Origin of the sequence: Actinomyces sp. 2119, from assembly GCF_003591215.1 — a bacterium.
Classification (GTDB): domain Bacteria; phylum Actinomycetota; class Actinomycetes; order Actinomycetales; family Actinomycetaceae; genus Actinomyces; species Actinomyces lilanjuaniae.
The window spans coordinates 82,157-105,981 of sequence record NZ_QYRR01000002.1 but is presented as its reverse complement, the minus strand read 5'-3'; the positions used below and the strand labels follow the sequence as shown (position 1 = coordinate 105,981).

General features: G+C 67.7%; 22 protein-coding genes. 3 read left to right on the top strand and 19 right to left on the bottom strand.

Annotated elements, in window-relative coordinates:
- On the top strand, positions 1–687 hold the full coding sequence (locus tag D4740_RS02295; RefSeq protein WP_119835338.1) for a hypothetical protein: 687 nt from the start codon (positions 1–3) through the stop codon (positions 685–687).
- A gap of 120 nt (positions 688–807) precedes the next feature.
- On the opposite strand, the gene D4740_RS02290 is transcribed toward D4740_RS02295, so the two are convergent.
- From D4740_RS02290 to D4740_RS02260, 7 genes are all read right to left on the bottom strand, one after another.
- Complete coding sequence (locus tag D4740_RS02290; protein ID WP_120203063.1) at positions 808–1,758, bottom strand: siderophore-interacting protein; 951 nt, start codon at positions 1,756–1,758, stop codon at positions 808–810.
- 101 nt (positions 1,759–1,859) lie between these two features.
- Positions 1,860–2,882 (bottom strand): ABC transporter ATP-binding protein, encoded by a 1,023-nt coding sequence (locus tag D4740_RS02285; protein ID WP_259390607.1) that lies wholly within the window; start codon positions 2,880–2,882, stop codon positions 1,860–1,862.
- On the bottom strand, positions 2,879–4,024 hold the full coding sequence (locus tag D4740_RS02280; protein ID WP_259390606.1) for an iron chelate uptake ABC transporter family permease subunit: 1,146 nt from the start codon (positions 4,022–4,024) through the stop codon (positions 2,879–2,881). Before D4740_RS02280 ends, D4740_RS02285 begins: the two co-directional genes overlap by 4 nt.
- On the bottom strand, positions 4,021–5,151 hold the full coding sequence (locus D4740_RS02275; RefSeq protein ID WP_243106833.1) for an iron ABC transporter permease: 1,131 nt from the start codon (positions 5,149–5,151) through the stop codon (positions 4,021–4,023). Before D4740_RS02275 ends, D4740_RS02280 begins: the two co-directional genes overlap by 4 nt.
- Positions 5,148–6,197 (bottom strand): iron-siderophore ABC transporter substrate-binding protein, encoded by a 1,050-nt coding sequence (locus tag D4740_RS02270; protein WP_119835336.1) that lies wholly within the window; start codon positions 6,195–6,197, stop codon positions 5,148–5,150. The genes D4740_RS02275 and D4740_RS02270 overlap by 4 nt, the downstream gene beginning before the upstream one ends.
- A gap of 136 nt (positions 6,198–6,333) precedes the next feature.
- Entirely contained in the window at positions 6,334–7,281 is a 948-nt protein-coding gene (locus D4740_RS02265; RefSeq protein WP_119835335.1) for an ROK family glucokinase, read from the bottom strand.
- Between the two features lie 188 nt (positions 7,282–7,469).
- Positions 7,470–8,981 (bottom strand): DUF2079 domain-containing protein, encoded by a 1,512-nt coding sequence (locus D4740_RS02260; protein WP_119835584.1) that lies wholly within the window; start codon positions 8,979–8,981, stop codon positions 7,470–7,472.
- A 344-nt stretch (positions 8,982–9,325) separates the two neighbouring features.
- Between D4740_RS02260 and D4740_RS02255 the strand changes: the two genes are divergently transcribed.
- Entirely contained in the window at positions 9,326–10,726 is a 1,401-nt protein-coding gene (locus tag D4740_RS02255) for an amino acid permease (protein ID WP_119835334.1), read from the top strand.
- Between the two features lie 687 nt (positions 10,727–11,413).
- Entirely contained in the window at positions 11,414–12,484 is a 1,071-nt protein-coding gene (locus D4740_RS02250; RefSeq protein WP_119835333.1) for an SGNH/GDSL hydrolase family protein, read from the top strand.
- 184 nt (positions 12,485–12,668) lie between these two features.
- Here the strand turns inward: D4740_RS02250 and D4740_RS02245 are convergent, their stop codons facing one another.
- The 12 genes from D4740_RS02245 to D4740_RS02190 form a co-directional block, all read right to left on the bottom strand.
- Positions 12,669–13,604 carry an ACP S-malonyltransferase gene (locus D4740_RS02245; protein WP_119835332.1) on the bottom strand — a complete coding sequence of 312 codons (936 nt, stop codon included), beginning with the start codon at positions 13,602–13,604 and terminating at the stop codon, positions 12,669–12,671.
- Positions 13,605–13,642: 38 nt separating this feature from the next.
- The gene (locus tag D4740_RS02240) at positions 13,643–14,098 is read right to left on the bottom strand and encodes a hypothetical protein (RefSeq protein WP_119835331.1); all 456 of its coding nucleotides are present in this window, start codon (positions 14,096–14,098) and stop codon (positions 13,643–13,645) included.
- A complete protein-coding gene (locus D4740_RS02235) occupies positions 14,095–14,529 on the bottom strand; it encodes a hypothetical protein (RefSeq protein ID WP_147392821.1) in 435 nt (144 codons plus the stop codon). The genes D4740_RS02240 and D4740_RS02235 overlap by 4 nt, the downstream gene beginning before the upstream one ends.
- Before the next feature lie 2 nt (positions 14,530–14,531).
- Entirely contained in the window at positions 14,532–15,263 is a 732-nt protein-coding gene (locus D4740_RS02230; protein ID WP_119835329.1) for an SDR family oxidoreductase, read from the bottom strand.
- Positions 15,260–15,928 carry an HAD-IA family hydrolase gene (locus D4740_RS02225; RefSeq protein ID WP_119835328.1) on the bottom strand — a complete coding sequence of 223 codons (669 nt, stop codon included), beginning with the start codon at positions 15,926–15,928 and terminating at the stop codon, positions 15,260–15,262. Before D4740_RS02225 ends, D4740_RS02230 begins: the two co-directional genes overlap by 4 nt.
- Positions 15,925–16,854, bottom strand: a complete 930-nt coding sequence (locus D4740_RS02220) for an AfsA-related hotdog domain-containing protein (protein ID WP_119835327.1) — start codon at positions 16,852–16,854, stop codon at positions 15,925–15,927. The genes D4740_RS02225 and D4740_RS02220 overlap by 4 nt, the downstream gene beginning before the upstream one ends.
- Positions 16,855–16,940: 86 nt before the next feature.
- Positions 16,941–18,017 (bottom strand): beta-ketoacyl synthase N-terminal-like domain-containing protein, encoded by a 1,077-nt coding sequence (locus tag D4740_RS02215; RefSeq protein ID WP_119835326.1) that lies wholly within the window; start codon positions 18,015–18,017, stop codon positions 16,941–16,943.
- Positions 18,018–18,020: 3 nt separating this feature from the next.
- The gene (locus D4740_RS02210; RefSeq protein WP_119835325.1) at positions 18,021–19,262 is read right to left on the bottom strand and encodes a beta-ketoacyl synthase; all 1,242 of its coding nucleotides are present in this window, start codon (positions 19,260–19,262) and stop codon (positions 18,021–18,023) included.
- Complete coding sequence (locus D4740_RS02205) at positions 19,259–19,534, bottom strand: acyl carrier protein (RefSeq protein ID WP_119835324.1); 276 nt, start codon at positions 19,532–19,534, stop codon at positions 19,259–19,261. Before D4740_RS02205 ends, D4740_RS02210 begins: the two co-directional genes overlap by 4 nt.
- A gap of 96 nt (positions 19,535–19,630) precedes the next feature.
- Positions 19,631–20,794: an NAD(P)/FAD-dependent oxidoreductase gene (locus D4740_RS02200; RefSeq protein ID WP_182911320.1), complete on the bottom strand. Its 1,164-nt coding sequence runs from the start codon at positions 20,792–20,794 to the stop codon at positions 19,631–19,633.
- 597 nt (positions 20,795–21,391) lie between these two features.
- Positions 21,392–22,810: an MFS transporter gene (locus tag D4740_RS02195; protein WP_119835322.1), complete on the bottom strand. Its 1,419-nt coding sequence runs from the start codon at positions 22,808–22,810 to the stop codon at positions 21,392–21,394.
- A 120-nt stretch (positions 22,811–22,930) separates the two neighbouring features.
- Positions 22,931–23,362: a thioesterase family protein gene (locus tag D4740_RS02190; RefSeq protein ID WP_119835321.1), complete on the bottom strand. Its 432-nt coding sequence runs from the start codon at positions 23,360–23,362 to the stop codon at positions 22,931–22,933.
- Positions 23,363–23,825 lie beyond the last annotated feature (463 nt).

Sequence of the window (23,825 nt, the reverse complement as noted above, 5' to 3'; positions counted from 1 at the left end):
ATGGACGTGCTCAGGGCTGAGGTGAGGAAGGCAGTAACCCTTCCCTACACCTGGCTGACTGTCATGGCCACGCTCGCGCTGACGCTACTGGTGGCGCTGGTGCTAGCCAATCGCTCGGTGGACTCGATCATGGCAACCGACATCGACGCTCTCCTAAGCGTGCCTGACTACCTCGCCTACGGGGTGATCACCCTGGGGGTGCTGGCCGGGTCCACCGAGTATCAGGGTGGTGAGATCAGGACTTCACTGACAGCGGTGCCGAGACGGACGAGCCTGCTGGCGGCGAAGTATGCCAGCCTGACTGTGCTGGCAGCTGGCCTGTCGCTGGTCTCGATGGTTGTTGCGGTTGGCGTGATGGGCCTGGCTTTCGAGGCGAGGGTGTGGCCCCTTGTGCTGCGCGGCGCGGCGTACCTGGTAGTGGTGTCGCTGCTGTCATTTCCTCTAGGGCTTCTTGTGCGAAGTACCACAGGAGCATTGACCTCAGCACTGATGCTGCTGGTCATAGCGCCTCTTGTGCTGACTCCTGTTGCTGGCTGGAGCCAGTGGCTTCCGACTCGTCTTGGAGACGAGCTGCTCCTGACCAAGACGCGACCGCCAGGAGCCGCAGCCACCATGGCTGCTCTGTCGGCCTGGGTCGTCGTGACCAGTGCTGCCGGAGCAGGAAGGTTCTGCCTGGATGACAGCTGATAGCCAGTCGCCTTCAGCTTGATGTGCGGTACGGCTGCAGTCAGGTGGTGTGCCTGGGCCCGTGGTGCTGTGGGCTGGTTCGGCTGTCCTGCGGGCCGTTTTGGTGCCTGGTCGGTCTGCTCACCCCTCTGGCCTGCCCTGGCGCCAGTAGCCCATGAAGGCTACGGTGCGCCGGTCGATGCCGAGGTCGGACACGAGGTGTCGGCGCGTGGCGCGCACGGCTGTGGCCTCCCCGGCCAGCCAGGCGTACAGGGTGGTGCGCTGCAGGGCGGCCCCGCCCCGGGCGGTGCGGGGCACCTCCCACAGCAGCCCGGTATCCACGGCGACCTCCTCCACCCTCCGAGACCGACCCGCTGGGCACAGCTCAGCGGCCGCCGCGCGCACGCCCTCCACGAGCGCCCTGCCGTGGGGGCGGCCCTCCCGCCCTGCTGCCCGCACCTCAATGCCCGGGTGGGTGGGCAGGTAGGCCGTGTCTGCCTCGGTGGGCAGCTCGACCACGGCGACCCCGCGCGCGGTGGTGGGAAGGTCTTCCAGGATGCGGGCGATGGCCGGGGCCGCCGTCTCGTCCCCGCCCAGCAGGAAGCGCTCGGTGACCGGTGGCGGCACAAAGCCCACGCCCCCAGGCTCCCCCGCCCAGCCCCGGTCCGGCCCCAGGAGCACCACCTCGCTGCCCACGGCTGCGGAGGCGACCCAGCGGGCGGCGGGGCCGACCGCAGCCTGCCATCCGGTGGAGTCCTGCGACGCGGACCCGGGCTGTGTGGACGGTACGGTTGAATCCTGCCGCCCGGCCAGGGTGGGTGGCGCGGCGTGGACCACCATATCCACGTCCACCTCGGCGTTCACCTCGGCCCGTCCCGCTCCCGCACCGGGGCGCACGGCCCGGGTAGTGTAGGTGCGGATCGGGGGACGGTGCTCCTGCGGCAGTGCCCGCCACTCGCTGTACCAGTCCTCCCCCGTGGGCAGGTGCTCGTAGCCTGAGGCCGGGGCGGGCAGCACCAGCTTGATGCGCTGGTCCCAACCAGGGTCAGCGAAGTCCCCCAGGTCTGGCCCGGTGAAGGTGACGCGTCGCATGTGGGGGGTGAGGTCGCGCACCGCCGCCACCTGGACGTGGAAGAACCGGAAGGGACGGCGCCCGGCGGTGCTGCTTGGCGTACCCCGGATGGCCGCCGGGCTCACGGCCAACCCCTGGAGTCCTGTCTGTCGGCGCCCCCGACCGCCCCGCATCCGCGCACGTGGTGACGCCCCCGGGGCAGGACCAGGGGAGTGCCGGAGACCGGGTCGGTGATGACCTCGGCCTGAAGACCCAGGACCTCGCGGACCAGGGCGGCGTCAATGATCTCGCCCGGCTCACCAGCGGCCACGACCCGTCCTTCCCGCATGGCGATGACGTGGTCGGCGTAGCGGGCGGCCAGGTTCACGTCGTGCAGCACCATGACGACGGTGGTGCCGCGCTCCCGGTTGAGGTCGGTCAGCAGGTCCAGGACCTCCACCTGATGGGCCAGGTCCAGGAAGGTCGTGGGCTCGTCCAGGAGCAGCACGTCGGTGCGCTGGGCCAGGGCCATGGCGATCCACACCCGCTGGCGCTGCCCCCCGGAGAGCTCGTCGATGCTGCGGTCGGCCAGCTCGGCGGTGCGGGTGGCCAGCAGGGACTCCTCCACGACGCGGCGGTCGGTAGCCGAGGTCGAGGAGAGCCTCAGGGAGAAGGCGGGCTGGTGGGGGTGGCGCCCGCGCCCCACCAGGTCGGCCACCGTGATGCCCTCCGGGGCGATCGGCTGCTGGGGCAGCAGACCCAGCCGGGTGGCCAACTTCCGGGTGGGGATGGTGCTGATGCTCCTGCCGTCCAGCATGACGCTGCCCGACATCGGGGCCAGGACGCGCGCCATCGTCTTGAGCAGGGTGGACTTGCCACAGGCGTTGGCTCCAATGATGACGGTGATCCTCCCGCTGGGGACGGACACGTCCACGTCGTGGACGACGACCCGTCTGCCGTAGCCTGAGCGCAGCGCCTGGGTAGTCAGGTGGGCGCGGGTCGTGGTGCCCGCAGTCGTCCCGGCTGTGGCCTGCGCGGGTGCAGCCGGCCCGGCCAGTCCGTGGGGCGGGGAGGTGGCACCCTCAGCGGTCTCAGGGGTGCCGGTAGTGTCCGGGGTGTCAGTGGTGCCAGGAGCCTCGGGGGTGTCAGGAGAGTCATGGTTCATGCGGAGCCTCCCCGGCGGTTGGTCCGGAACAGCTGGAGGATGAGGTAGGGGGCGCCCACCAGCCCGGTGACCACCCCGACCGGCAGGACGGTCGGCATGAGGTAGCGGCCCACGAGGTCGCCTCCCAGCACGATGGCGGCCCCCGTGAGTGCCGCCGGGACCAGGAGGATGCGGCTGGTTCGCCCCACAAGCCGGGCGGCGACAGGACCAGCCAGGAAGGAGACGAAGGCGATCGGCCCGGTGACCGAGGTCGCGAAGGCTGACAGGGCGACCATCATGAGGATAAGCGCCAGCCTGGTACGGCCCACGGGCACTCCCAGGCCCGTGGCGGCCTCCTCGCCCAGGGTCAGGGGGCCCAGGTCCCTAGCGATGACGAGTAGAAGCGTGCCGCACACCGCCAGGGCGGCGGCCAACAGCCTGACCTGCTGCCAGGTGGGGGAGCCCAGGGACCCGGAGAGCCAGCGCAGGGCATCGGCGACGTCGTAGATGCTGGCCCGCAGCTGGAGGTAGGCGATGAGGGAGGTGAACATAGAGGACACCCCGATCCCGATGAGGATGAGCCGCCCGCCCTGGGCGCTGCCGGAGCCGGACAGCAGGTAGATGACCACGGCGGTGGCCAGGCCGCAGATGATAGCCAGGACGCTGACGCCGGTGCCGGACCAGCCCAGCACCAGGATGGCGAAGACCGCGGAGGCGGAGGCCCCAGAGGTGATCCCGATGATGTCAGGGCTGGCCAGCGGGTTGCGCAGCATCGTCTGTGAGGTGGTGCCTGCCATCCCGAAGGCGAGTCCCACCATGAGACCCACCAGGGCGCGCGGCAGCTGGAGGCGCCTGACGGTGAAGGTGACGCCTGGTACGGTCTCCCCGCGCATGACGGCGATGATGTCACCAGGGGGGAACCAGCCGTCGTTGTAGCTGAGCATGACCCACCACAGGGCGGCAACCAGGCCGGACAGTGCCATGGTGGCGGCAAGGTAGCGGCGGGTGCGGACGCGCTGCCCTGCCAGGGTAAAGCCCGGCTGGGGGAGGTCGGGGGAGGTCCCAGCGGGGGCGGGCGGGCCGGGGAGGCGGGTTGTGGCAGCCTCTTCGGTACCGCCCGTAGGGGCACGGGTGCCTGCGGGTCTGGTGGCAGCGGTCTTCACAGCTGCCGCACCTTTGCCCCCCGGGCGATGGCGATGAGGACCGGCGCGCCGACGAAGGCAGTGATGACCCCGACAGGAACCTCGCTGGGGCGGATAAGGACCCGCCCCACGACGTCGGCCGCAGTCAGCAGGACGGCACCTCCCAGGGCGGACAGAGGCAGGAGCCAGCGGTGGTCGGGACCGCAGAGCATGCGCACGGCGTGGGGCACCATGAGGCCGGTAAAGCTGATCGGCCCCGTCACCGCTGTGACGGCCGAGCCCAGCAGCACCCCGGCCCCGGCGGCCAGGAGCCGGGTCTGCCCGACCCGGACCCCCAGGCCCACCGCCACCTCCTCACCCAGCGCCAGGGAGTTGAGGGGGCGTGCCACCAGGAGGCTCAGCACGGCGGCCACGGCCACAAAGGGGGCGATTGCGGACAGGGACTCCCAGCTGCCCCGCCCCAGGCCGCCCACCTGCCAGAAGCGGAAGCCGTCCATTCCCTGAGCGCGTGGCAGCATGATGGCGCTGACAGCGGCTGACAGTGCCGCAGTGGTAGCCATCCCGGCCAGCGCCAGCTTGACGGGAGTGCCTCCTCCCGGGCCGACCGAGCCGATTGCGTAGACGAAGACGGCGGTCAGCAGCCCCCCGGCCAGGGCCAGCCACAGCTGCTGGGACAGGGATCGGGTCCCCAGGAAGGCGATGCCGGTCACCATCGCCAGGGAGGCCCCCGTGTTGACACCCAGGATGCCCGGGTCGGCGATCGGGTTGCGGGTCACCGCCTGCATGAGGGCGCCGGACAGCCCCAGGCAGGCCCCGGCCACGACCGCCGTGGCCGTGCGGGGCACACGCTGTCCCACGGCCAGGGCGCCGATCTCGGAGCCGTCGCCGCGCAGCCCGCTGAGGACCTCCGTCAGGCTGACCACCCTAGCTCCGAGGACGACAGAGAGCACAACGGCGACGCCCAGGAGCACCAGGAGGCCTACCAGGGCGGCCAGGTGGCGCCGCCTGTGCCCCGTGGCAGGCGTCGTGCGGCCGTCCGGGAAGGACGTAGCGACAGGCGGCTCGGCAGGATGGGCAGCAGGCTGGGCGGCGGGTGATCCGTCCCTGTCCTCGGCAGCCTGGCCGGGGACAGGGGAGGTGGTGGTCACTGGACCTTGTCGGCGGCCGCAGCGATCCGCTTGACGTAGTCGGCAATTCCCCACGGGATCGACAGCGGGCCTGGGTTGGCCGAGGCCGCCAGGGGGCCGTCGGCACCGATCAGGGCGACGGCCCCGTTCCTGACTGCGGGAATCGTCCCGATGAGGGGATCGGACTGGAGCCCGTCCAGGTCGGAACCCTCCCCGTACATGACGATGATGTCGACGTCGGATACCTGGTCCGCGTTCTCCGCCGACAGGTCGTAGGAGAACTCCTCTAAGCCCTCGGAGACCTCCTTGACCGACTCAGGGACCTCCATGCCCAGGTCAGTCAGGAAGGCGGCGCGCGGGTCCGCCGTGGTGTAGAAGCCGATGGAGCTGTTCTGCTCGTTCTGGTAGAAGAAGGCGGCTGTCTTGCCCGTCAACTGGGGGTGCTTGGCGACCTCGGCCTCGATCGTCTCCTCCAGCTGGGCGACCAGGGCCTCACCCTCGGACTGCCTACCGATCGCGGTGGCGTTCATGGTGATAATCTCACGCCACGGGGTGCTCCAGGCGGCGGTCGGGAAGGCGACCGTGGGCGCGATCTCGCTGAGCTGGTTGTACTGGTCCTCGTCAATGCCTGAGTAGGCGGCCAGGATGACCTCCGGCTGCGTCTTCTCGATGGCGGCCATGTCCAGGTCGTCGCTCTCGGCGAAGAGCGTGGGCTCCTCAGCGCCGTCGGCGACGAGCTCGTCCACCTTCTGCCTGGTCCACGGGAGCATGCCGGAGCCGTCCTCAACCCCCCAGGTCTGCTCGGTGAAGCCCACGGGCGTGACCCCCAGGGCCAGGGGCACGTCCTGGTTGGCCCACTGGATGGTGGCCACGCGGGTGACGCCGACCGGAACCTCGGTGGTACCGAAGGCGTGCTCCACGGTGATGGTCCCCGCCGACTCCGCCGAGCCGCTGGAGGCCGCCCCGCTGCCGGAGCCGCTGGTGGCAGAGCCGGAGCACGCTGCCAGGAGGGCGCTTGCGGGTAGGGCGACAGCACTGACGAGGAACGACTTGCGCGAGACGGACACAGGACCTCACTCTCTGGGCATCTGGTACCGGGTTCGGTACCGGAGAGTATCCCAGTGAAGGCTTGCCTAACAAGGGGAGAGGCCGTGTGACAGCCCACGCCCCTTGGGGCAACCCACGACCTTCGGTTTGATGCCCTCAGGGCTGGCGGGCCAGGTCTGCGGCCCCCACGAGCCCGGCCTCTTGGCCGCCCTGGCCCAGGACCACAGGGATCTCGGGGCGGTGGTGCCCTGCGGTGAGGTTGTCCGTGAAGGCCCTGCGGGCCGGGTCCAGCAGGATGTCCCCGGCCTCGGACAAGCCCCCGGAGATGACGATGACCTCCGGGTCCAGCACCGCACACAGGTCGGCAAGCCCCACTCCTAGCCAGTGGGCGAGCCGGGCGTAGCACTCCAGGGCGGCCGGGTCCCCCTCACGGGCGGCCGCTGTGACCGCCTTGCCGGAGATGCGGTCGGCGTCCCCGCCGGAGAGCTCGATGATACGGGCGGCATAGGCAGGCCGGACCCTGGCCAGCTCCCAGCCGTTGACACCCAGGGCAGTGCCTGAGGCGTAGCGCTCCAGGCAGCCGTACAGGCCGCAGCCGCAGGGGCGGCCGTCCGGGACCACGTTGATGTGGCCGATCTCTGCGGCGAAGCCCGCCGCCCCGCGCACCAGGCGGCCGTCGACGATGACGGCGCCGCCCACGCCAGTACCGATGGCGACCACCAGAGCGCTGTCGCGGCCCCGAGCGGCCCCGAACCTGAACTCTGCCCAGCCGAAGGCGTTGGCGTCGTTCTCTACCACGGCGGGCAGGCCCGTGCCCTGGGAGACGGCGTCAGCGATCCGCATGCCGGTCCAGTCCAGGTTGGTGCCGTGAGCCATCGTGTTGCGGTCGGCAGCCACGAAGCCCGCTGCCCCGACACCGACGGTGGCGACCTCCGGGAAGTCCTGCCTGAGGCCACGGACAGCCCTGGTGATCGTGTCAATGATCGCCTGACGATCCGTGGCCGGGGAGTCCTCGCGTACCGTCGTCAGGACGGTGCCGTCCTCGTCCACGACACCTGCCGCGATCTTGGTCCCGCCGACGTCCACACCGATACCCAGCGCCATGCTTCCTGCCCTTTCCCTCGCTCCCTGCGTGCTGCAGGGTGACCGGAGGCCGGTCACCCGTTGACCAGACGGGAGGATCTTAGCCCTGCCCAGGTGCTGCCGTCTGCCTGGGGGCGCGGGCACCATGAGGCTGCGAGTCTGGAGGCACGGCTGCTACGTGCCGGGGGTGTGGCTAGGTGGTTAGCTGCTCAGGGGAGGCGCCTGGCTACCTGGAAGCCATTGGTGTCTAGGACCAGCTCGTAGGAGGAGCCCTCTGTGGAGGTCTCCTCAGCCCACCGGGCCGCGTCGGCGGGAGGGTTACCTCCCCAGGCTGAGGACCACTGGTCAACGACGACGTAGTCCTTGTCCGACTCACTGGTTCCCACCCAGGACACCTCCGCCTTAGGGACCAGGTAGGCCAGGAGGGACAGGTCGGTCTCCACGCTCGCGCCCTCGGGGACCGAGTTGATGACCTGCTGCGCGGTACGGGTGCGCTCGGACGGCTCTGCGAAACCGTCCTGGGTCATGGCCCACAGGGGCAGGTGCGGTGCGGTGAGGGCTGCGGTCATGACGGGGACGAGGAGTCCCACGGCTGCTACCGCCCGTACCCATCTGGGTGCTGTGCGCCAGCCGTGGCCCGTGGGCCGGCGGGGTGTGCCGACCGGGTCGGGACTCGCGGGCCGCTGCGGCTTCCCGGCAGGTGCTGGCGCCTGCGAGGACGCCGGAGCGGTGAGTACCTGGGGCTGTGGGACCTCCGCCCTCCTGGTCCTCAGGCGTGCGAGGACGTCGAGCAGGGCACCCAGGGCGATCGGGATGAGGACGGCGTTGTAGTGCCAGCTGCGCCACTCCCAGTAGAACTCCACCGAGCCCAGGAACCGCCACGCCAGGGTGGGGGCGGCCACCAGTACCCACGGGGAGCGCAAGGCAATGACGCCACCGGTCGCCACCAGGACCGCCAGTGTCTCCAGCTTGACTGTCGGGGTCACCAGTCGGGCCAGGAGCGAGCCCTGGGAGGTGGGGTCGGTCCCGTCGGGCGAGCCCAGGCCGTAGGCCCAGGTCCCTTCCGGGTTGAGCATCGGCAGCAGGACCAGGGTGGTGACGACGAAGGCCAGGAGGCCGAAGAGCGCCAGCCCCAGCCCCAGGGAGCCTACACGGACCCGCAGGCTGCCAACCAGGCGGACAGGGCTCGGCTCGCGCCAGCCTGTCCACGCTGTCACCAGGCCGATCACCAGGACAGTCAGCCCCAGGTCCTCCTTGACCAGAACCAGCGGTACCGACCATGCTGCCACAGCAGCCCACCTGCGTTCTACGAAGGCTGCTGACGCCCAGGCCAGCATGGGAACAGCCAGGGCCACCTCGTGGAACTGGGCGGCGACCGCCCCCTGGAGGCCCCACGAGGTCACGTAGACCAGTCCCAGGACGCCGCCCACCCAGGCATTGGTCAGGCGAGCGGCCAGGCGGGTCAGCGGCCACGCGGAGACGGCCAGGAGCAGGTCCTGGACCACCAGCAGGGCCAGCGGGGAGGGGAACACACGCCACACCGGTCCCAGCAGGACCAGGATGGGGTGAAAGTGGTCGCCCAGCAGGTTGTACCCGTCCGCCTTGATGGGGACGATGGGGGCCTCAAGGCGGGAGTAGGCCTTGGCGAGCTCGGAGAAGATCGCCAGGTCCCAGCTGGGGACCTGCATGGTGCGCCACTGGACCACCGAGAAGGAGATCATCGCCCACGACCCGACGAGGACAACGATGCTGGCGGGCAGGACGGTGGGCAGCGCGGGCGCGAGGGCCCTCACGGCTCTGCGGGCAGTGGACCGGACTGCGGTCCCGGCCGCGGCCGCAACGCTGCGCAGGGTTGTGGCGCGCCGTCGTTCATGCGCAGGCAGCAACTCCTCACCAGGTGCCTGGTCCGTAGGTTTCACGGCTGTGAAGCCTACCTGTACTACATTGCCTGAGTCCTCTTCGGCCAGCGCCTGTCCCGCGGGGGGCCAGGGGCAGGGATCTGCTGTGCGGCGCAGTCAGCCGTGTACCCGCGTCCAGCACCATCGAGCAAGCGTGAGGAGCCACGATGTCTACCACCATTGAGGGGACCGGGGCGGGGACCCAGGACCCCGTCGAGGAGCCTCGGCTGCAGCGGCGGCTGTCCAACCGTCACGTCCAGCTCATCGCCATCGGCGGGGCGATCGGGACTGGCCTGTTCATGGGCTCAGGCAAGACGATCTCCCTGGCCGGACCCGGGGTCCTCATCGTCTACGTCCTTATCGGGGCCGTCATGTTCCTGGTCATGCGGGCGCTGGGGGAGGTGCTGCTCAGCGACCTGAGCTACAAGTCCTTCGCTGACGTCGCCCACGACCTGATCGGCCCGTGGGCGGGCTACCTGACCGGTTGGACCTACTACTTCAGCTGGTTGGTGACGGCGGTGGCCGAGGTCGTGGTGATCGCAGGCTACATCGCCTTCTGGTGGCCGGACCTGCCGCTGTGGGTGGCCCCGGTGGCCACCGTCTCCCTGCTCCTGGGGCTTAACCTGGCCACGGTGCGGGCCTTCGGCGAGATCGAGTTCTGGTTTTCTACCATCAAGATCGTGGCCATCATGGCGCTGGTGGTAGTCGGCCTGATCATGGTGGCCACCGGCTTTACCTCGCCCAGCGGGGCTCAGGCCTCCCTGGGCAACATCGTGAGCGAGGGATTCATGCCCAACGGCTTCAACGGCTTCGCCATGGCTTTCCAGATCGCGGTCTTCGCCTTTATCGGCACCGAGCTGGTGGGCACGACGGCGGCGGAGGCTAAGGACCCTACGACTACCCTGCCCCGGGCGATCAACGCCATCCCGGTGCGTATCGTCCTCTTCTACCTGGGCGCGCTCGCGGTCATCATGGCGGTGACTCCATGGCGCCAGATCGACGCCGACTCCAGCCCGTTCGTGTCTATGTTCTCCCTGGCGGGCCTGGCCGCGGCTGCCGGGGTGGTCAACTTTGTGGTGCTGACCGCTGCCTCCTCCAGCGCGAACTCGGGTGTCTACTCCACCTCCCGGATGCTGTATGGCCTGTCCTGGGCAGGCCAGGCGCCCCGGGTCTTCCAGCGCCTGACAGGGCGGTCCGTGCCCGGGGCGGCCCTGGTGGTTACCTGCTCGGCACTGCTGGCCTCCATTCCCCTGCTCTACATGTCGGGCTCCGTCATGGAGGCCTTTACCATGGTCAGTGCGGTAGCCAGCGTCCTGTTCATCTTCATCTGGGGGATCATCGTGGTGTCCTACCTGCGTTTTAGGGTGCTGCGTGCCGAGCGCCACCGCTCCAGCGCCTTCCGGCTTCCCGGTGGCAGGGTGGCGGCCTGGGGGACCCTGGGCTTCTTCGCCTTCGTGGTGTGGACGCTGACCCTGGCTGACGACACCCGGCTGGCTGTATTCGTCTCGCCTCTGTGGTTCGTGGTGATGGGTGGCTCCTGGTGGCTACGTCAGCGGCGGGAGCGCTAGCCAGGGGGTTGTGACAGCACGCTAGGACTGGGCGTGGCTGGGGCCAGAGCCCCGGGCAAGAGCTCCTCTGCTCGGCGGGGCGTGGCGGCCTGTTATGTCGTTTCTTACATAGCCCGGATGGGGTAGGAGTAGTCGTATCAGCGATGCTGTCCCAGCGGGAAGGGTGCAAAGTGGGCTTGCGTGAATCAGGCTGAGATGGAGCGCGTCCGTGTGGGTGGAACTCCTACCAGCGTGCCTTGACCAGGGCTTCGTGAGCCTGGCTCACGCGGCTCCATCCTGGCGGGACGATATCCACCTGCTCCTGAAGCGGGTCGTGCAGGCTCGCACCGCTCCACCCCACGTGACACCCTGACATCGACAACACTCTTGGCCCTGGCGGCACCGGCGGGTCTGGCGGCACCGGCGGGTCTGGCGGGTCTGGCGGCACCGGCGGGGCACACACCTCGCTCACTTCTGGGAGACGAGTCTCAACCGTGAGGTTAAGGTAGGTGACAGGGCGGTCTCAGGCGACCCGGGCGCGTGCTCCACGCGTGCAGTGCTCTGCAGTGCTCTACGGTGCTCTGTGCTGCCGCTCCGGCTTCTCTCCGCCTCAGTCACCTGCCTGACAGCCCCGCCCACCTGCCTGACAGCCCCGCCGACCTCCTCCCCGCCGACCTCCTCTCTGACACGCGAGCCGACAGGAGCGCCATGACCCCCACGACGACCCCCGTAACCCCCACGACCCCCGCAACGATCCGCACATCATGCGGTACGTCGCCCCGTATGTCCCGCGCACCCGCCTGTACGGTCATGCCTACGGTGCTGCCTCGCCCGCTGCCGGGACTGCTGACACTCCTGGCCGTTCTGTCCATTCTGTCCATGATGCTTCTTCCGGCCGCGCCCGTGTCCGGGCAGCCGGTACAGCCTGATACCGATAACGGCGACCTCCTCCTTCCGCAGGGAGCCTACGTGGCCCTCGGCGACTCCTACGCCTCCGGTTTCGGGGTGGCTCCTTACGCTCCGGGCACCGACGTCGAGGACGGCAACAGGTGTCAGCGCTCCACCTCGGCCTACGCTCACCTGGTCTCCCAGCGCACTGGGACCGAGCTGGTCTTCCGTGCCTGCAGCGGCGCCCGGACTGCGGACTTCTATCAGGACAACGCCGCGTGGGAGGAGTCGGCCCAGCTTGACGCTCTGAGTGTGGACACGGACCTGGTGACCTTCTCCGTCGGCGGTAACGACGCGGGGTTTGCCGAGGTGCTGGGCGAGTGTCTCAGCCGGGCACAGCAAGGCGATCGTGGCCCGTGCAACACCGATGAGCAGCTTGTCTCCAGGGTCGGCTCCGCCATTGACGCCCTGCGGGGCACGGGCGCGCGCGAGGGCACCTACAGCTATGACACGCTGCTGAGTGACGTCGCAGCCCGGGCACCCCGGGCACAGGTTGTCGTCGTCGGCTACCCGCACATGTTCCCTGCCCAGGGCGCCGAGGGCAGTGCGGGACGGTGCGAGGGCGTCCTCGCACCGGACCAGCGCTGGATAGTGGAGCGGACTGACGAGCTCAACGACGTCATCAGGCAGGCCGCACAGCGCCACGGCATGGTCTTTGTGGACCCGTCGCAGACCTTTGCCGGGCACGAGCTGTGCTCTTCGCAGCCGTGGTTCTACGGGGTCTCCTCCCAGGGCCAGTTCCACCCCACCGCTGAGGGCCACCAGGCGGTCGCAGACGACATCGTGGAGGCCCTGGAAGCCTTGGAGGCCGCACGTTTCCAGGCCGGGTGAGACCCCGTACGGGTCGTCGGGGCTCCCTCGCGTCCCGGACCTGCCGTCGGGACGTCCTGAGGGCAGACGACGGAAAACCGGAGAGGGGCCGACCAGCTGCGCTGGTCGGCCCCTCTCCGGCAGGCGGGCAGAAGGCCTGTGCAACGGAGTACCTTGTCCCCGCAGTGCTGTGCCGACTGCGCCCTCAGCCCAGCATGTTGAAGACGGCCAGGTCCTCCGGCCGACTGACGGGCACGCAGGTGGTGTCAGGGTAGGTCCCGCGATAGAGCCGGGTCAGGGGGCCACGGGGCGCCAGCTCGATGAAGGTGGCGTCCTTCGCCTGCTTGTTCAGCGTGCGCATGCACAGGTCCCAGCGTACCGGTGACGTCACCTGCGTCAGCAGGCGCGAGCGTACGTCGGCTGCCTTGGTGACGACCTCGCCGTCCCCGTTGCCGACCAGCGCCGTGCCAGCGTCACGGAACTCCGTGTCGCTCAGGGCCTTCTCGAACACGGTCACGACCGGCTCCATGGTGGAGGTGTGGAACGCTCCGGCCACCGGGAGAGTGACCACCCGGACTCCGTTGTGCTCCTGCTCCGCCAGGGCCTTGATCCGCTCGTAGCGGCCCGCGGCGACGTACTGGTGGCACCCGTTCCAGTTGGCGATCTCCAGTCCGGCATCGTGGATGGTCTGCTGGATCTCCTCGTCAGAGGCGGGGTCGCGGCGGGCCGGCATAACTGCCGCCATCCCGGTACGGGGCTCGGTGCACGCCGCTGACATGGCTGCTCCTCGCACGCAGGCCAGGAACACGGCGTCGGCGTCGGTGATGTACCCCGCCGCCGCAGCGGCTGCTAGCTCTCCTACCGAGTGGCCCGCAAAGAGGATGACCTCGGACGACGTCCCCAGGTACCGGACCGTCTGACGCACGGACAGCAGGGAGGCCGCGACGATCACAGGCTGGGCGAACGCGGTGTCCTTGAGCTTCTCGTCGTCCCGGCTGGCGTCGATGAGGTTGACGCCGCAGCGCGACGACCACTCCTCTACCTGCCGCCGTGCCGTGCGAGAGCGGTCCATCCACCCGTCGAGGACCCCCGGCTTCTGCGAGCCCTGCCCCGGCGCTGCTACTATGTAGTCGTATTTCACTGAATATCTCCAGTTCGTCTCATAGTATACCGATGTGCTTACTGACCCAGGCTTTCCGCCGGCTTCTGCAGCGCCGTCACCCGTGTGACGCTCATGAGCGGGCGCCCGTCCGAGGTGGCTGACGATCCGGTGAACTCGGCCACGTCGCCGTCGCGGTCCAGGCACTCAACCGTGTGGACGACAAGCTCGCCCGCACAGGGGAGGTCCTGCACCGTCATCTCGCGTGCCGCAGCGAACACCACCAGGGTCTCCTGGTCCCCCTGGGCCTCGTGCTTGAGCAGGATCCCGCAGGCTTGCAGAAACGACTCGATCAGGAGGCTTGCAGGCAGGTGCGCCGGACGTGAGGAGCCACCTGCCATCGCGTCCAGCTCGTGGGAGGAGACCGCCTTGACCGCTGTCAGCCTGCCCGCCTCGTAGCCGGTCACCCTGTCGACGTGCAGCGCGGGGTAGCCGTAGGGGAGGAGATGTCCGGGGTCGGGAACTGTCTGACTCACCGTCGCCTCCAGGAGGCTTTGATGCTGGCCGTGCGCCGCCCCTCGACCGTGCAGGAGGTCCTGGTGCGCACCAGGTCGCCGTCGTGGGTGACAGCAGTGTCAAAGTCGACTGTCTGCCCCGCGAAGGCGGGTCGGGAGATGCGTATGGACCGGACCTCGACGAGCTCGACCCCTCCCAGGACGCCGTCCAGGGCGGTCTCCAGTGTCTGCTGGACGCCCTCCAGCAGGAAGACGCCGGGGTAGACGGTCAGGGAGGGGAAGTGCCCTGCAAGGTAGGGGTCGTCGGCGCGGACCGTCTTTGTCGACCGTATCGACTCCCCATCCACCTCGCAGCGGTCCAGAGCGATAAGAGGGAGGCGCCGGGCGTCTGGGCGTACTGGCGGTGTCTGGGACGCGGGCGTCCCAGGGGCCAGCGTCTCAGGGGCGGCCATGCTCACAGCCCCATTCCGGCGCCGCCGCTGACGGGAATCGACGCTCCGGTGATGTAGCCGGCTCCCTCCGAGACCAGGTAGGACACCAGGGAGGTCACCTCCTCCGGCCTGCCAGGACGACGCATCGGCGTACCCGCCATCAGCTCCTTGTGGCGCTTGGCGGAGACGTTGGCCGCCATGCCCGTGTCGATCAGGCCTGGCAGGACGACGTTGACAGTGACGCCGAACCTCCCCAGCTCCCAGGCCAGCGACCTCGCGGCCCCTACCAGCCCGCCCTTCGAGGCGCCGTAGTTGACCTGTCCCGGGGACCCCCACATGGCGACCACGGAGCCCACGAACACTAGGCGCCCCCACTGGTTCATCATCATGTCGCCCAGAGTCTCTCGGGCTACGTTGACTGAGCCGAGCAGGTTGGTGGTGATGACGTCGTCCACGGCCTCCTGGGGGAGGGAGACGAGCGGACCGTCGTGCATGATTCCCGCACTGGTCACCACGATGTCTATCGTGCCCACGAGGTCGCGGGCCCGGGCGACTGCGCTGCGGATGGACTCGGGGTCCGTGACGTCGCAGGCCACGAACGAGACGCCGTCAACGACGTCCTCGGCGGGGTTTCGTGCGGTGCCGACCACGCGGTACCCCTGAGCGGCCAGGTCCTTGGCGATGGCGGCGCCAAGCCCTCGACTGGCGCCAGTGACGAACGCGGACCGTGCGGGCCCTGCTGACTCCTCCGTCATGAGTGCTGTCCTTCCTGCAGCCCGCTGCGCAGGCTGACGAGTTCTTCTATATACGCGATGCTGGCGTCGGTGGCGTCGCCTCCGCCGACGACGGCGTTCCAGCCAGCGTCCCTGGCTCCCTGGACATTGGCGGTGATGTCGTCGACGAGCACGCTGCTGCGTCCCGGGACCCGGCTGACACGCTCCGCCTCCCTGAAGATGTCGGACTCGGGCTTCCTGGCGCCCACCTCGCAGGACACGATCACCGCGTCAAAGAGGTCGTGCCAGGGCAGGAACTCCTCGAAGCGGCCCCGCCACTCGGGCGGGAGGTTGGACATGACTGCGACGAAGTCCCCGGCCTGCCTGCGTTCCTGAAGGAACTGAAGCCACTGGTGGTTGAGCCTCCTGTCAGACCACCACTCCTCAGCCATCCCGGAGAAGCTGCCGGTAATACCGAACTGCTGGGACAGCAGGCCGGAGATCTCGTCGAGCCACTCGCGCTCGGTCAGCACGCCTGAGTCCAGGACAGCCATCCCGTCCGGGCAGCCGTGCCTGTTGGCCAGAGCCGCTAGGCAGGTGCCCAGCTGCCGGGATGTGAAGGGCTTGTCCTGGCAGTAGCGCGCGAGCCCCTCAGACAGGGGGACGGTGAGTACGCCCCGGAAGTCTGTCCATATGGCGAGAGTCATCGTAACCACTCCACAGCCATCTGCATGGAGGAGACGGCAGAGCCGTTCTGCTCCACGGACACCTCGAAGCGGCTGGCGCACTCCTGTGCTGAGACGGTCGTGACCGCGTCGAGCTCGGCGAACCCCGGGAACGTCGCACTCACCCGGGTGACGACAGGAAACCCGCTTCCTCCCGACGCGGAACCTACCGTCACCTGCCGACCGGCCTCGATGAGGACCATGGCGGGGTAGTGATCGTAGTCGTGGTCGAAGAGGCTGGTGTTGGCGAAGTCCGGCGACAGCCTTGCGTGCGAGCGTCCCGGGCCGCACTCCAGGTCGGAGACGACGACGTTGCTGCGGTCCTCCCGTCCCAGCAGCGGGCTCGGCAGAACGTGCGCACCGGGAGCGGCCTGGACCTCGACGGTGGACGTCTGGGGCGGCTGCGACCCGCCCCGCTGGTACCTGCGTATCTCCTCGTACTTGGCGGCCTGGAGGCCCTGGACCTCCATTTTGGTCCGGGCCAGGGGCACGTTGGCAGGGTCGATGATCTCCTGGGAGAAGACCAGCTGCCGGGGTGTGCCGTCCTTACGGGTGGCTAGGACCTCCTGACGGGTGCGGACCCGGGGCCTGTCCCTCAGGTCGTTGAGCCTGGGCAGGTCGAGGATCTCCACCATGACCGAGTTGAAGAAGAACGCGGTTCCCAGCGAGAGCCCTGCGTAGGCGTGGCCGGCGCTCATTCCCGCCTGCCTGCCGAGCTCGGCCAGGAACAGGACGTCCGCCCAGTACGAGTGCGGGTGGTCCTGGTAGTAGGGAGACGGCTCCCCCGGACCCGGTGCGCTCTCGTACAGCCCGTCCTCCAGCCTGGTGGGAGCTGAGACGAGCACCTCCTGCTCGTGCTGACGGTGGACCAGGTTCTGGGGGGCGACCGTTGCTGCCTGTGGTGCCATACGCTATATCCCTCCTTGTGCGTGCGGCAGTGTCGGTAACAGTGTCAGTAGCGGTGTCGATAGCGGTGTCTGGCTGGGACCCCGGCTCATGAGGGGCACATCTGGAGCATGGCGGCGGCCACCACCCCCGACTCGTCCATGCTGGTGAGCAGGACGCGGTCACCCGGCCCGGCGCACCCCAGGGCGGCGGCTACCTGGACGCCAGAGGTCCCGGCGCCGCAGTCGCCCACGGAGCGTCGCACGTCAAGGCGACGGCCGGTGACGTGCTCCAGCGAGCGCTCCTCGCTGAACTGCCAGACCGTGCCGGTGGCTCCGGGGACTACCAGGTCCACGTCCTCGGGCTGACTGCACACTCGGTCCACCACCCGCCGAAGGGCCTCAGACCGGGCCCCGTCGGCGGAGATGGGGCAGAAGGCCACCTCGCAACCGGTGACTGTCGCCACCGGGCTCGGTGACGCCCCCGCAGGCTCCAGGCTGAACAGGGTGGCCGACTCTCCGATAACCACCTCGCTGTCGATCCTGCCGCTCAGGCGTGTTCCCCAGGCTCGCTGGGGTGAGAGCTCCTCGACGCTGCCGACCAGCATCCGGGAGCAGTGCCCCAGGGACATGAGTCGCGAGGCGTACCGCAGGGCGGACAGGGCGCTGATGGTGCCGTTAGCCACCGTGGCGTTGGGTCCGTGGAAGTCGTTCCAGATCGCGACCTGGCTCGCGCAGCAGTTCATGGTGCTGTTCGGGAAGACCTTGGGGTTGATCAGGTCCGCCCCGTGCCCGCGGATCACGTCGAGGGTGAGGTCGACGTTGCTCCTCAGGCTGCCTGCACTCGTCCCCAGGGAGATTCCCGTCTCGTGCCAGGAGTCGGCAGTGATGTCACGCCGCTCCTCCATCTGGCGCCTCAGCAGGACACTGGCTGCGATGCCTAGCCGTGTCATGCGGTCAAGGCTCCTCGTGCCGCGCCGGGGGACGTAGTCCTCAATGCGGAAGTCCGGGACTGCGGCCACGCGTCCTGGGACCTCCTCATACACCTCCGGGTCGGGGATCGCGCCGAGCTCTAGCGGCGCACGGCTGCCCAGCGGCCGACCGATGGCCTCGGTGAGCGTGTCCATGCTGTTTCCGGCCGCCGTCAGGACCGCGCACTCGCTGATCTGCATCTCAGGGGCTGCCATGCGTCACACCTCCTTGTCCGTCGAGTCCTCGTGGAACTCTGAGAAGACGGTTATCGCGTTGTTTCCGCCGAAGGCGAATCCGTGGTTGAGCGCGGTCCGCACCCGTGCCGGGCGCGAGCTGCCAGCGACAAAGTCGATTCCCTCTCCGAGCTCAGGGTCAACCGTCTTCAGGTTGGTCGTGGGCGGCAGCTTCTGGATCTGGATGGCCTGGCAGCAGGCAATCGCACCGAACCCGCTGGCAGCACCCATGGTGTGCCCGAGCATGGACTTGATGGAGCTGACCGGGGGGTGGTTGTCTCCGTAGACCATGCGGGTGGCCGAGACCTCGGTGACGTCGTTGGTCGGAGTGCCTGTGCCGTGGGCGCAGATATAGTCGACGTCGTCCGGGGTGATGTCGGCCTGTGCGAGGGTGCGCCTGATGCACTCCGAGATGCTCGTGGCGTCAGGGTGCACGATGTGGTGGGCGTCGCAGTTGAGACCGTAGCCCAGCACCTCGGCATAGATCGGTGCTCCCCGCCGCAGGGCGTGGCTGAGCTCCTCCAGGACCAGCACCGCGCCGCCCTCAGCGGTCACGATGCCTGAGCGGTCAGCGTCAAAGGGCTGCGGCAGCTTCTTGGCGATAGCGCCCAGGCTCATGAACCCGGCGTGCGTCGTGCGGTTGACGGAGTCGGCACCCCCGGCCAGCATGACGTCCGCACTGCCGGTCGCAATACTGTCGGCGGCTGAGCCGATGGCGTAGTTGGCGGCCGAGCAGGCGGTCGGCAGGCACATGACGTCACCCTCGACCTGGAGCTCTGTGGCCACGGCGGCAGCAATGTTGCCAGCCGGGATCTGGCGCACGACGGTTGGTGCCATGCATCCCGGACCACGTTCGTGCCACTGGACGGTCAGTTCGTCCAGGGCCTGTGACTCGCCGTTGGTCGTCCCGATGACGACGCCTGTGCTCAGCCTTGTCTCCTGGTCGAGGTCGAGCCCTGCGTCGCGTGCCGCCAGCCTGGCGGCCGCTGCGGCCAGCTGTGCGGTACGTCCCCACCGACGGGGGTTGATGTTCTCGACGATGTCCGCTGGGTCGAAGTTCTTCACCTCGCCCGCCAGCGTCGCCTGGAAGACGCTGCTGTCGAAGGACTCCACGGGGGAGATGCCGCTCTCTCCCGCGAACAGCAGGGCGCGGAACTCCTCCGCCCCGATACCGATGCTGCTCACCGGGCCGAGCCCGGTGACGACGACTCGTCTGCTGCGACTCATTTGTCGGCGCCCTGCTCGGCCTGCAGCTGGACCGTCTTTGCCACGAGCAGGTCGAGCGTGCGCAGGTCGGCCGCCTCCTCCCGCGGCACGCGGATGCCGAGGGTCTTGTTGATCTGCGCCAGGACCTGGATCAGACCCAGGGAGTCGGCGCCGTACTCGTCGATGAGGTCCGCGTGCGGGTCCAGCTCGGCAACCTCGATATCAAGCTCGAGCTCCTCGACGACGATTTCGCTGATGGCGTCGCGGATCTCGCTGCTGGTACTACTTGTCATTTCTGGTTACTCCATTTCTTTTACATGGTTTGTGGGCATGGTGAGATAAGCGCCCACTGGCTGAGGGTCAGCCGTTGGAGACGGGCAGGGCCCGTCTCACGCCTCGATGTCGAGCTGAGACATACGGGTGAGCCGCGCCCGCGCCGCGTCCGTGTTCTCCAGGAGCGCGTACCTGGCGTCTCGCTCGGCAATGCTCTCGGGGGTCATGGCTGCGCCGTCCCTGGCGTGCCCGAGCGCGGTGTCGAACACCTTGTCGATGCTGGCGCGGCGCATCTTGTCGTAGAGCTGTGCCAGGGGAGTACCTGAGTCAACGGGCTCGATGTCGCCCATGATGAACCTGCTGGCGCACACGGCGTCCAGCATTCCGGCGTTCATGTTCTGGGCACCGGTAGGCGTCATGACGTGGGCGGCGTCTCCCGCCAAGTAGCAGCGCCCCTTGGCAAACTGGTCCACGACAGCAAACCGGGCGACAAAGTTTGCCGCTGTGATCAGCTGCGTGACGTGCCTGCCCGGGTTGGAGGGACCTCGCTGGTCCAGCAGGGACTCCAGGTACTGCGTCGATACCGTGTCCGGTGCCGGAGTCCCCTTGACGGCAGGATAGGCCAGACGGAAGGTCGTCTTGTCGTGGGGAGCCACGGCCATGGCCCCGTGCCGAGACCACCAGTAGAAGGCCTCGTCGCGGGGGAGCCCTTCAGCCCTGACGTCCGCGATCTGGAACTCGACGGTGTCACGCAGGTCCTCCATACGCAGACCGAGCTTCTCCCGGCCTAGGCTCCTGGCACCGTCAGCGACCACGCAGTGCTCGGCTCGCTCCTGGCGCACGGTTCCGTCAAAGGAGCGGATAGTCAGGAGCACTGAGCCCTCGTCCTGCGTGAGGTCGGTGACTTCGGCGTCCTCAATGACTCCGCCTCGGGCCGTGAAGACCTCGGTCAGGGCTGTCTCGACGTTGTGCTGGGAGATACCCAGCGCATAGTTGAACCGCGTGCCTTCCAGCAGCCGGGTGCTGAGTGTGCCGATCTGACGGCCGTCGGAGTAGTAGGAGAGGCTGTTGATGACGTCTCCCAGGGGCCGGAGCTTGTCTACGATACCGAACGGATCCAGGACCTCCAGCGCCTTGGGCCACAGGACCGTGGCGCGGGACTGGCTGGTCAGCAGGGGGTGCTTTCGGATGATCCTGACGCTCTGCCCGCGCTCGGCCAGGCAGCACCCGGCTGTGAGTCCGGAGGGTCCTCCACCGATGACAAGTGTCTCTGAGCTCAATTTTCTTTCTCCCTTATAGTGTATTTGCGGATTTATGGCATATATACGACATATGTGGGTGCCTACTGTGTTGGCCGTACTTGGGAGTACAGTCGGATGGCTCCGACGATTCCGCTGGCCCTTTAACTATTATTAAAAACTTGTCCCGGAGTCTGGTGGTCTGGTGCCCTGGATTCTCGTTGCGGTGCGAGCAGCCCCAGCTCCCGCCGCTGTTAGGGGATTCCTGGGGACGGGGTGGCTGCTTTCCGAGCCAGGGTCGTGGTGCTGCTTATGGGAGGGAGGTGGTTGTCGGCTGCGCCCGGGCGGCGCGTACCGACGGAGGGGCCACAGAGAGGCCAGAGAGGCCTACAGAGAGGCCACGGAGAGACCGAGGCCTGGTGCCTGGGTGGGGAGAGGCCGGTGCTGGTGGGTGCGCGGGCCTGACCGGAGGGGGAGGGAGTGCTGTGCGTCTCTGCGGCAGGGCTTAGGGGCCTCCTGGTGCGGGCTGGTGTGGTTGATGGCGAGGGCTGACAGAGCGGTCGGGGTACGTCGGCACAACCAGGTGGCTGCGTGCAGGAAGGGGAGAGGACGCGCTCATGGGTGAATAGTGCTCGGGGTCTAGCGAGCCTGCTTGTTACCCGGGTTGGCGTCAATGCGTGCGCCAAACATAATGTAGAGGATGGCGACGGTGACGAAGATTCCCAGAACCCAGATAAATCCGGCTTGCATGGTGGTGGCGATGGAGAACACGGCCCCCAGGGCTGCTACTCCCATGGCAACGGTCGTCTGCTGGACCGTGGTAATCAGCCCGCTCCCGAGACCGACGCGCTGCGGCGGGATGGCTGCCAGCACGGTCCGGTAGATGACAGGGACAAAGAGGCCGTTTCCGAGCCCGATGAGGAACATTCCCAGAAGGAGATGATAGAAGTGCATGTGGGGCCAGTACAGGTAGGCGGGCAGGATGACGGCGGCGGCGCCGAGCCCCTGGGCCAGGCCTCCGACCTGGAGCGTGCGTACACCGATGCGGCCGATCAACTTTGGCGCCTGCATCGCTCCCCAGAACTGCCCCAGCGCCATGGGTGCCATGGACATTCCTGACTCTAGGGGGGTCATGCTGTTGCCGTCCTGCATGGAGAGGGCGAACACGAAGAGGTAGCCCCCGAACATCATGAACCCGCTTCCCAGCACCAGGAGGCCCCGGCGCATAGTGGTCACGCGCAGGAGCGAGGGCGGGATGAGCGCTGCGCGGTCGTTGCCCTCGATCCGCATCTCGTACCTCCATAGGGCGGCGAGGAGGACCAACGAGACGGCCCCTAGCACCCAGGTCCACGGGGCCCAGGAGACCTGGGTACCCAGGCTCAGGGGGATAAGCAGGGCCAGGACGGCGGCTCCGAACAGGATGGTACCGCCCAGGTCGTTGTCGTCGGGCTTGTCAGACATCGTCTCCGGTGCCCAGGCGCGGGCGCCGAAGAACACGAGAACTCCCAGGGGCAGGTTAATGAGGAAGATGAGTCTCCAGCTCAGCCCGCCTATGTTGGCCCATACCAGGACTCCTCCGAGGAGCTGCCCGATGGCTGCTGCGAGCCCGCCTATCGCTGCGTAGTAGCTGAGGACTCTTGTCTTGGCTGGCTCGACCAAGGCAGTCTGGATGGTGGACAGGATCTGTGGAAGTATCAGTGCCGCGAAGGCGCCCTGAACCACGCGGGCGGCGATGAGCACCTCAATGGACGGAGCCAGCCCGCAGACCAGGGAGGCTGCCGTGAATCCCACGGTTCCTATCTCCAGCATTCTGCGGCGGCCTCTGCGGTCTCCTGAGCGCCCGCCAAACACCAGTAAGAGCGCGTAGACAAGCGTGTATCCGCTGATCACGAACTGGGACCGTGAGGCGTCCGCGTTAAGAGAGGACTGGATGGAGGGAAGGGACACGTTGACGATGAAGGAGTCGATCGTCGTCATTGCCGCAGCCAGGAGAAGAACTGCCTGGCCTGCCGGGGGGAAGTGGTATCTGGTCTCCGTCGTGACTTGCTCTGCTGTCATCGGCTCATCCTATCCAGGAAGGGTGCGGCGTGAATATATGCTCTGCGGCGGCGCGCATTAAACTAATATAACACGCTGACGAATAGCTTGTGGGCGGCTACAGACGTTCTTGGTCAAGTCCTAGATCCTCGACCCAAGAAAACTGCTGAGCCCGTCTGGGAGCGACTGGGGACGCTGCGTCTCCAGGTCGATGAGCACAAGCCTTGTCGTGGCTCGGGCCACCTCTGACTCGCCTGCGTCCCGGATGACGTGGCGAAGGTCGAAGCTCCCCCGCCGCACCAGGATCGGCGCGACTGTCACCAGTGCAGGTTCCTCTGAGTAGTAGAGGGGCCGCAGGTATGTGACCTGGTGGCTTGCCACAACCGCCGCAATGTCCTTGAAGTAGCCGGACCTGTGTAGCCACCTTAGGCGTGCCTCCTCAAGGAGACGCATAATAGCGCAGTTATTTATGTGGCCGTACTGGTCTACGTCGGACCAGCGAAGAGCCACCTCAACGGGGTCTGGGTCGCCTGTTTTGGCTGCGCGCGTCTCCTCAGCGATACTATTGCTCACGAGAGTGCAAAAGTGGTGACAACCGCATCTACTCTAGGTGATTTATGATATCGCGCAACATTTATCGTCGGTGATGTCGCCGACATGTTAACTCCATTCTTTCGGGGACACACTCCTCCCGGTGCTCTGTTGCTTGTCGGGAATTGTGCGCAAATGGTGCGAGGCTGGCTGGGACACGTCTCGGCGGCACAGAACTCCAGGGGCGTGGAAATCCTGCACTTTTCAGCGCCTCGTTGATTTGATTGGGACAAAGGAGATTGTGCTCGAAATCCGAGGGAGGCACATCGGCCGTTTGGTGTAGCTGATAGAATGAATCGTGGTTTCGCTGCATGCGACGATCGTATGACTGTCGCGCCTGCGGCATATAAAATAACAGGATGTCGCCTTAGTGTACCTATTTTGTTTCGTAGCGTCTAGTTGTTGTCCCGCGCTGGATCTGTCTGCGCCGGGCGTGTGCCGACGG

What these genes read in the sequence shown, in the direction of transcription:
- D4740_RS02295 (WP_119835338.1), top strand. Translation starts at nt 1, where the DNA reads ATGGACGTGCTCAGGGCTGAGGTGAGGAAGGCAGTAACCCTTCCCTAC.
- D4740_RS02290 (WP_120203063.1), bottom strand. Translation starts at nt 1,758, where the DNA reads ATGCGACGCGTCACCTTCACCGGGCCAGACCTGGGGGACTTCGCTGAC.
- D4740_RS02285 (WP_259390607.1), bottom strand. Translation starts at nt 2,882, where the DNA reads ATGAACCATGACTCTCCTGACACCCCCGAGGCTCCTGGCACCACTGAC.
- D4740_RS02265 (WP_119835335.1), bottom strand. Translation starts at nt 7,281, where the DNA reads ATGGCGCTGGGTATCGGTGTGGACGTCGGCGGGACCAAGATCGCGGCA.
- D4740_RS02260 (WP_119835584.1), bottom strand. Translation starts at nt 8,981, where the DNA reads ATGATCTCCTTCTCGGTGGTCCAGTGGCGCACCATGCAGGTCCCCAGC.
- D4740_RS02255 (WP_119835334.1), top strand. Translation starts at nt 9,326, where the DNA reads ATGTCTACCACCATTGAGGGGACCGGGGCGGGGACCCAGGACCCCGTC.
- D4740_RS02250 (WP_119835333.1), top strand. Translation starts at nt 11,414, where the DNA reads ATGACCCCCACGACGACCCCCGTAACCCCCACGACCCCCGCAACGATC.
- D4740_RS02235 (WP_147392821.1), bottom strand. Translation starts at nt 14,529, where the DNA reads ATGGCCGCCCCTGAGACGCTGGCCCCTGGGACGCCCGCGTCCCAGACA.
- D4740_RS02230 (WP_119835329.1), bottom strand. Translation starts at nt 15,263, where the DNA reads ATGACGGAGGAGTCAGCAGGGCCCGCACGGTCCGCGTTCGTCACTGGC.
- D4740_RS02225 (WP_119835328.1), bottom strand. Translation starts at nt 15,928, where the DNA reads ATGACTCTCGCCATATGGACAGACTTCCGGGGCGTACTCACCGTCCCC.
- D4740_RS02220 (WP_119835327.1), bottom strand. Translation starts at nt 16,854, where the DNA reads ATGGCACCACAGGCAGCAACGGTCGCCCCCCAGAACCTGGTCCACCGT.
- D4740_RS02215 (WP_119835326.1), bottom strand. Translation starts at nt 18,017, where the DNA reads ATGGCAGCCCCTGAGATGCAGATCAGCGAGTGCGCGGTCCTGACGGCG.
- D4740_RS02210 (WP_119835325.1), bottom strand. Translation starts at nt 19,262, where the DNA reads ATGAGTCGCAGCAGACGAGTCGTCGTCACCGGGCTCGGCCCGGTGAGC.
- D4740_RS02205 (WP_119835324.1), bottom strand. Translation starts at nt 19,534, where the DNA reads ATGACAAGTAGTACCAGCAGCGAGATCCGCGACGCCATCAGCGAAATC.
- D4740_RS02195 (WP_119835322.1), bottom strand. Translation starts at nt 22,810, where the DNA reads ATGACAGCAGAGCAAGTCACGACGGAGACCAGATACCACTTCCCCCCG.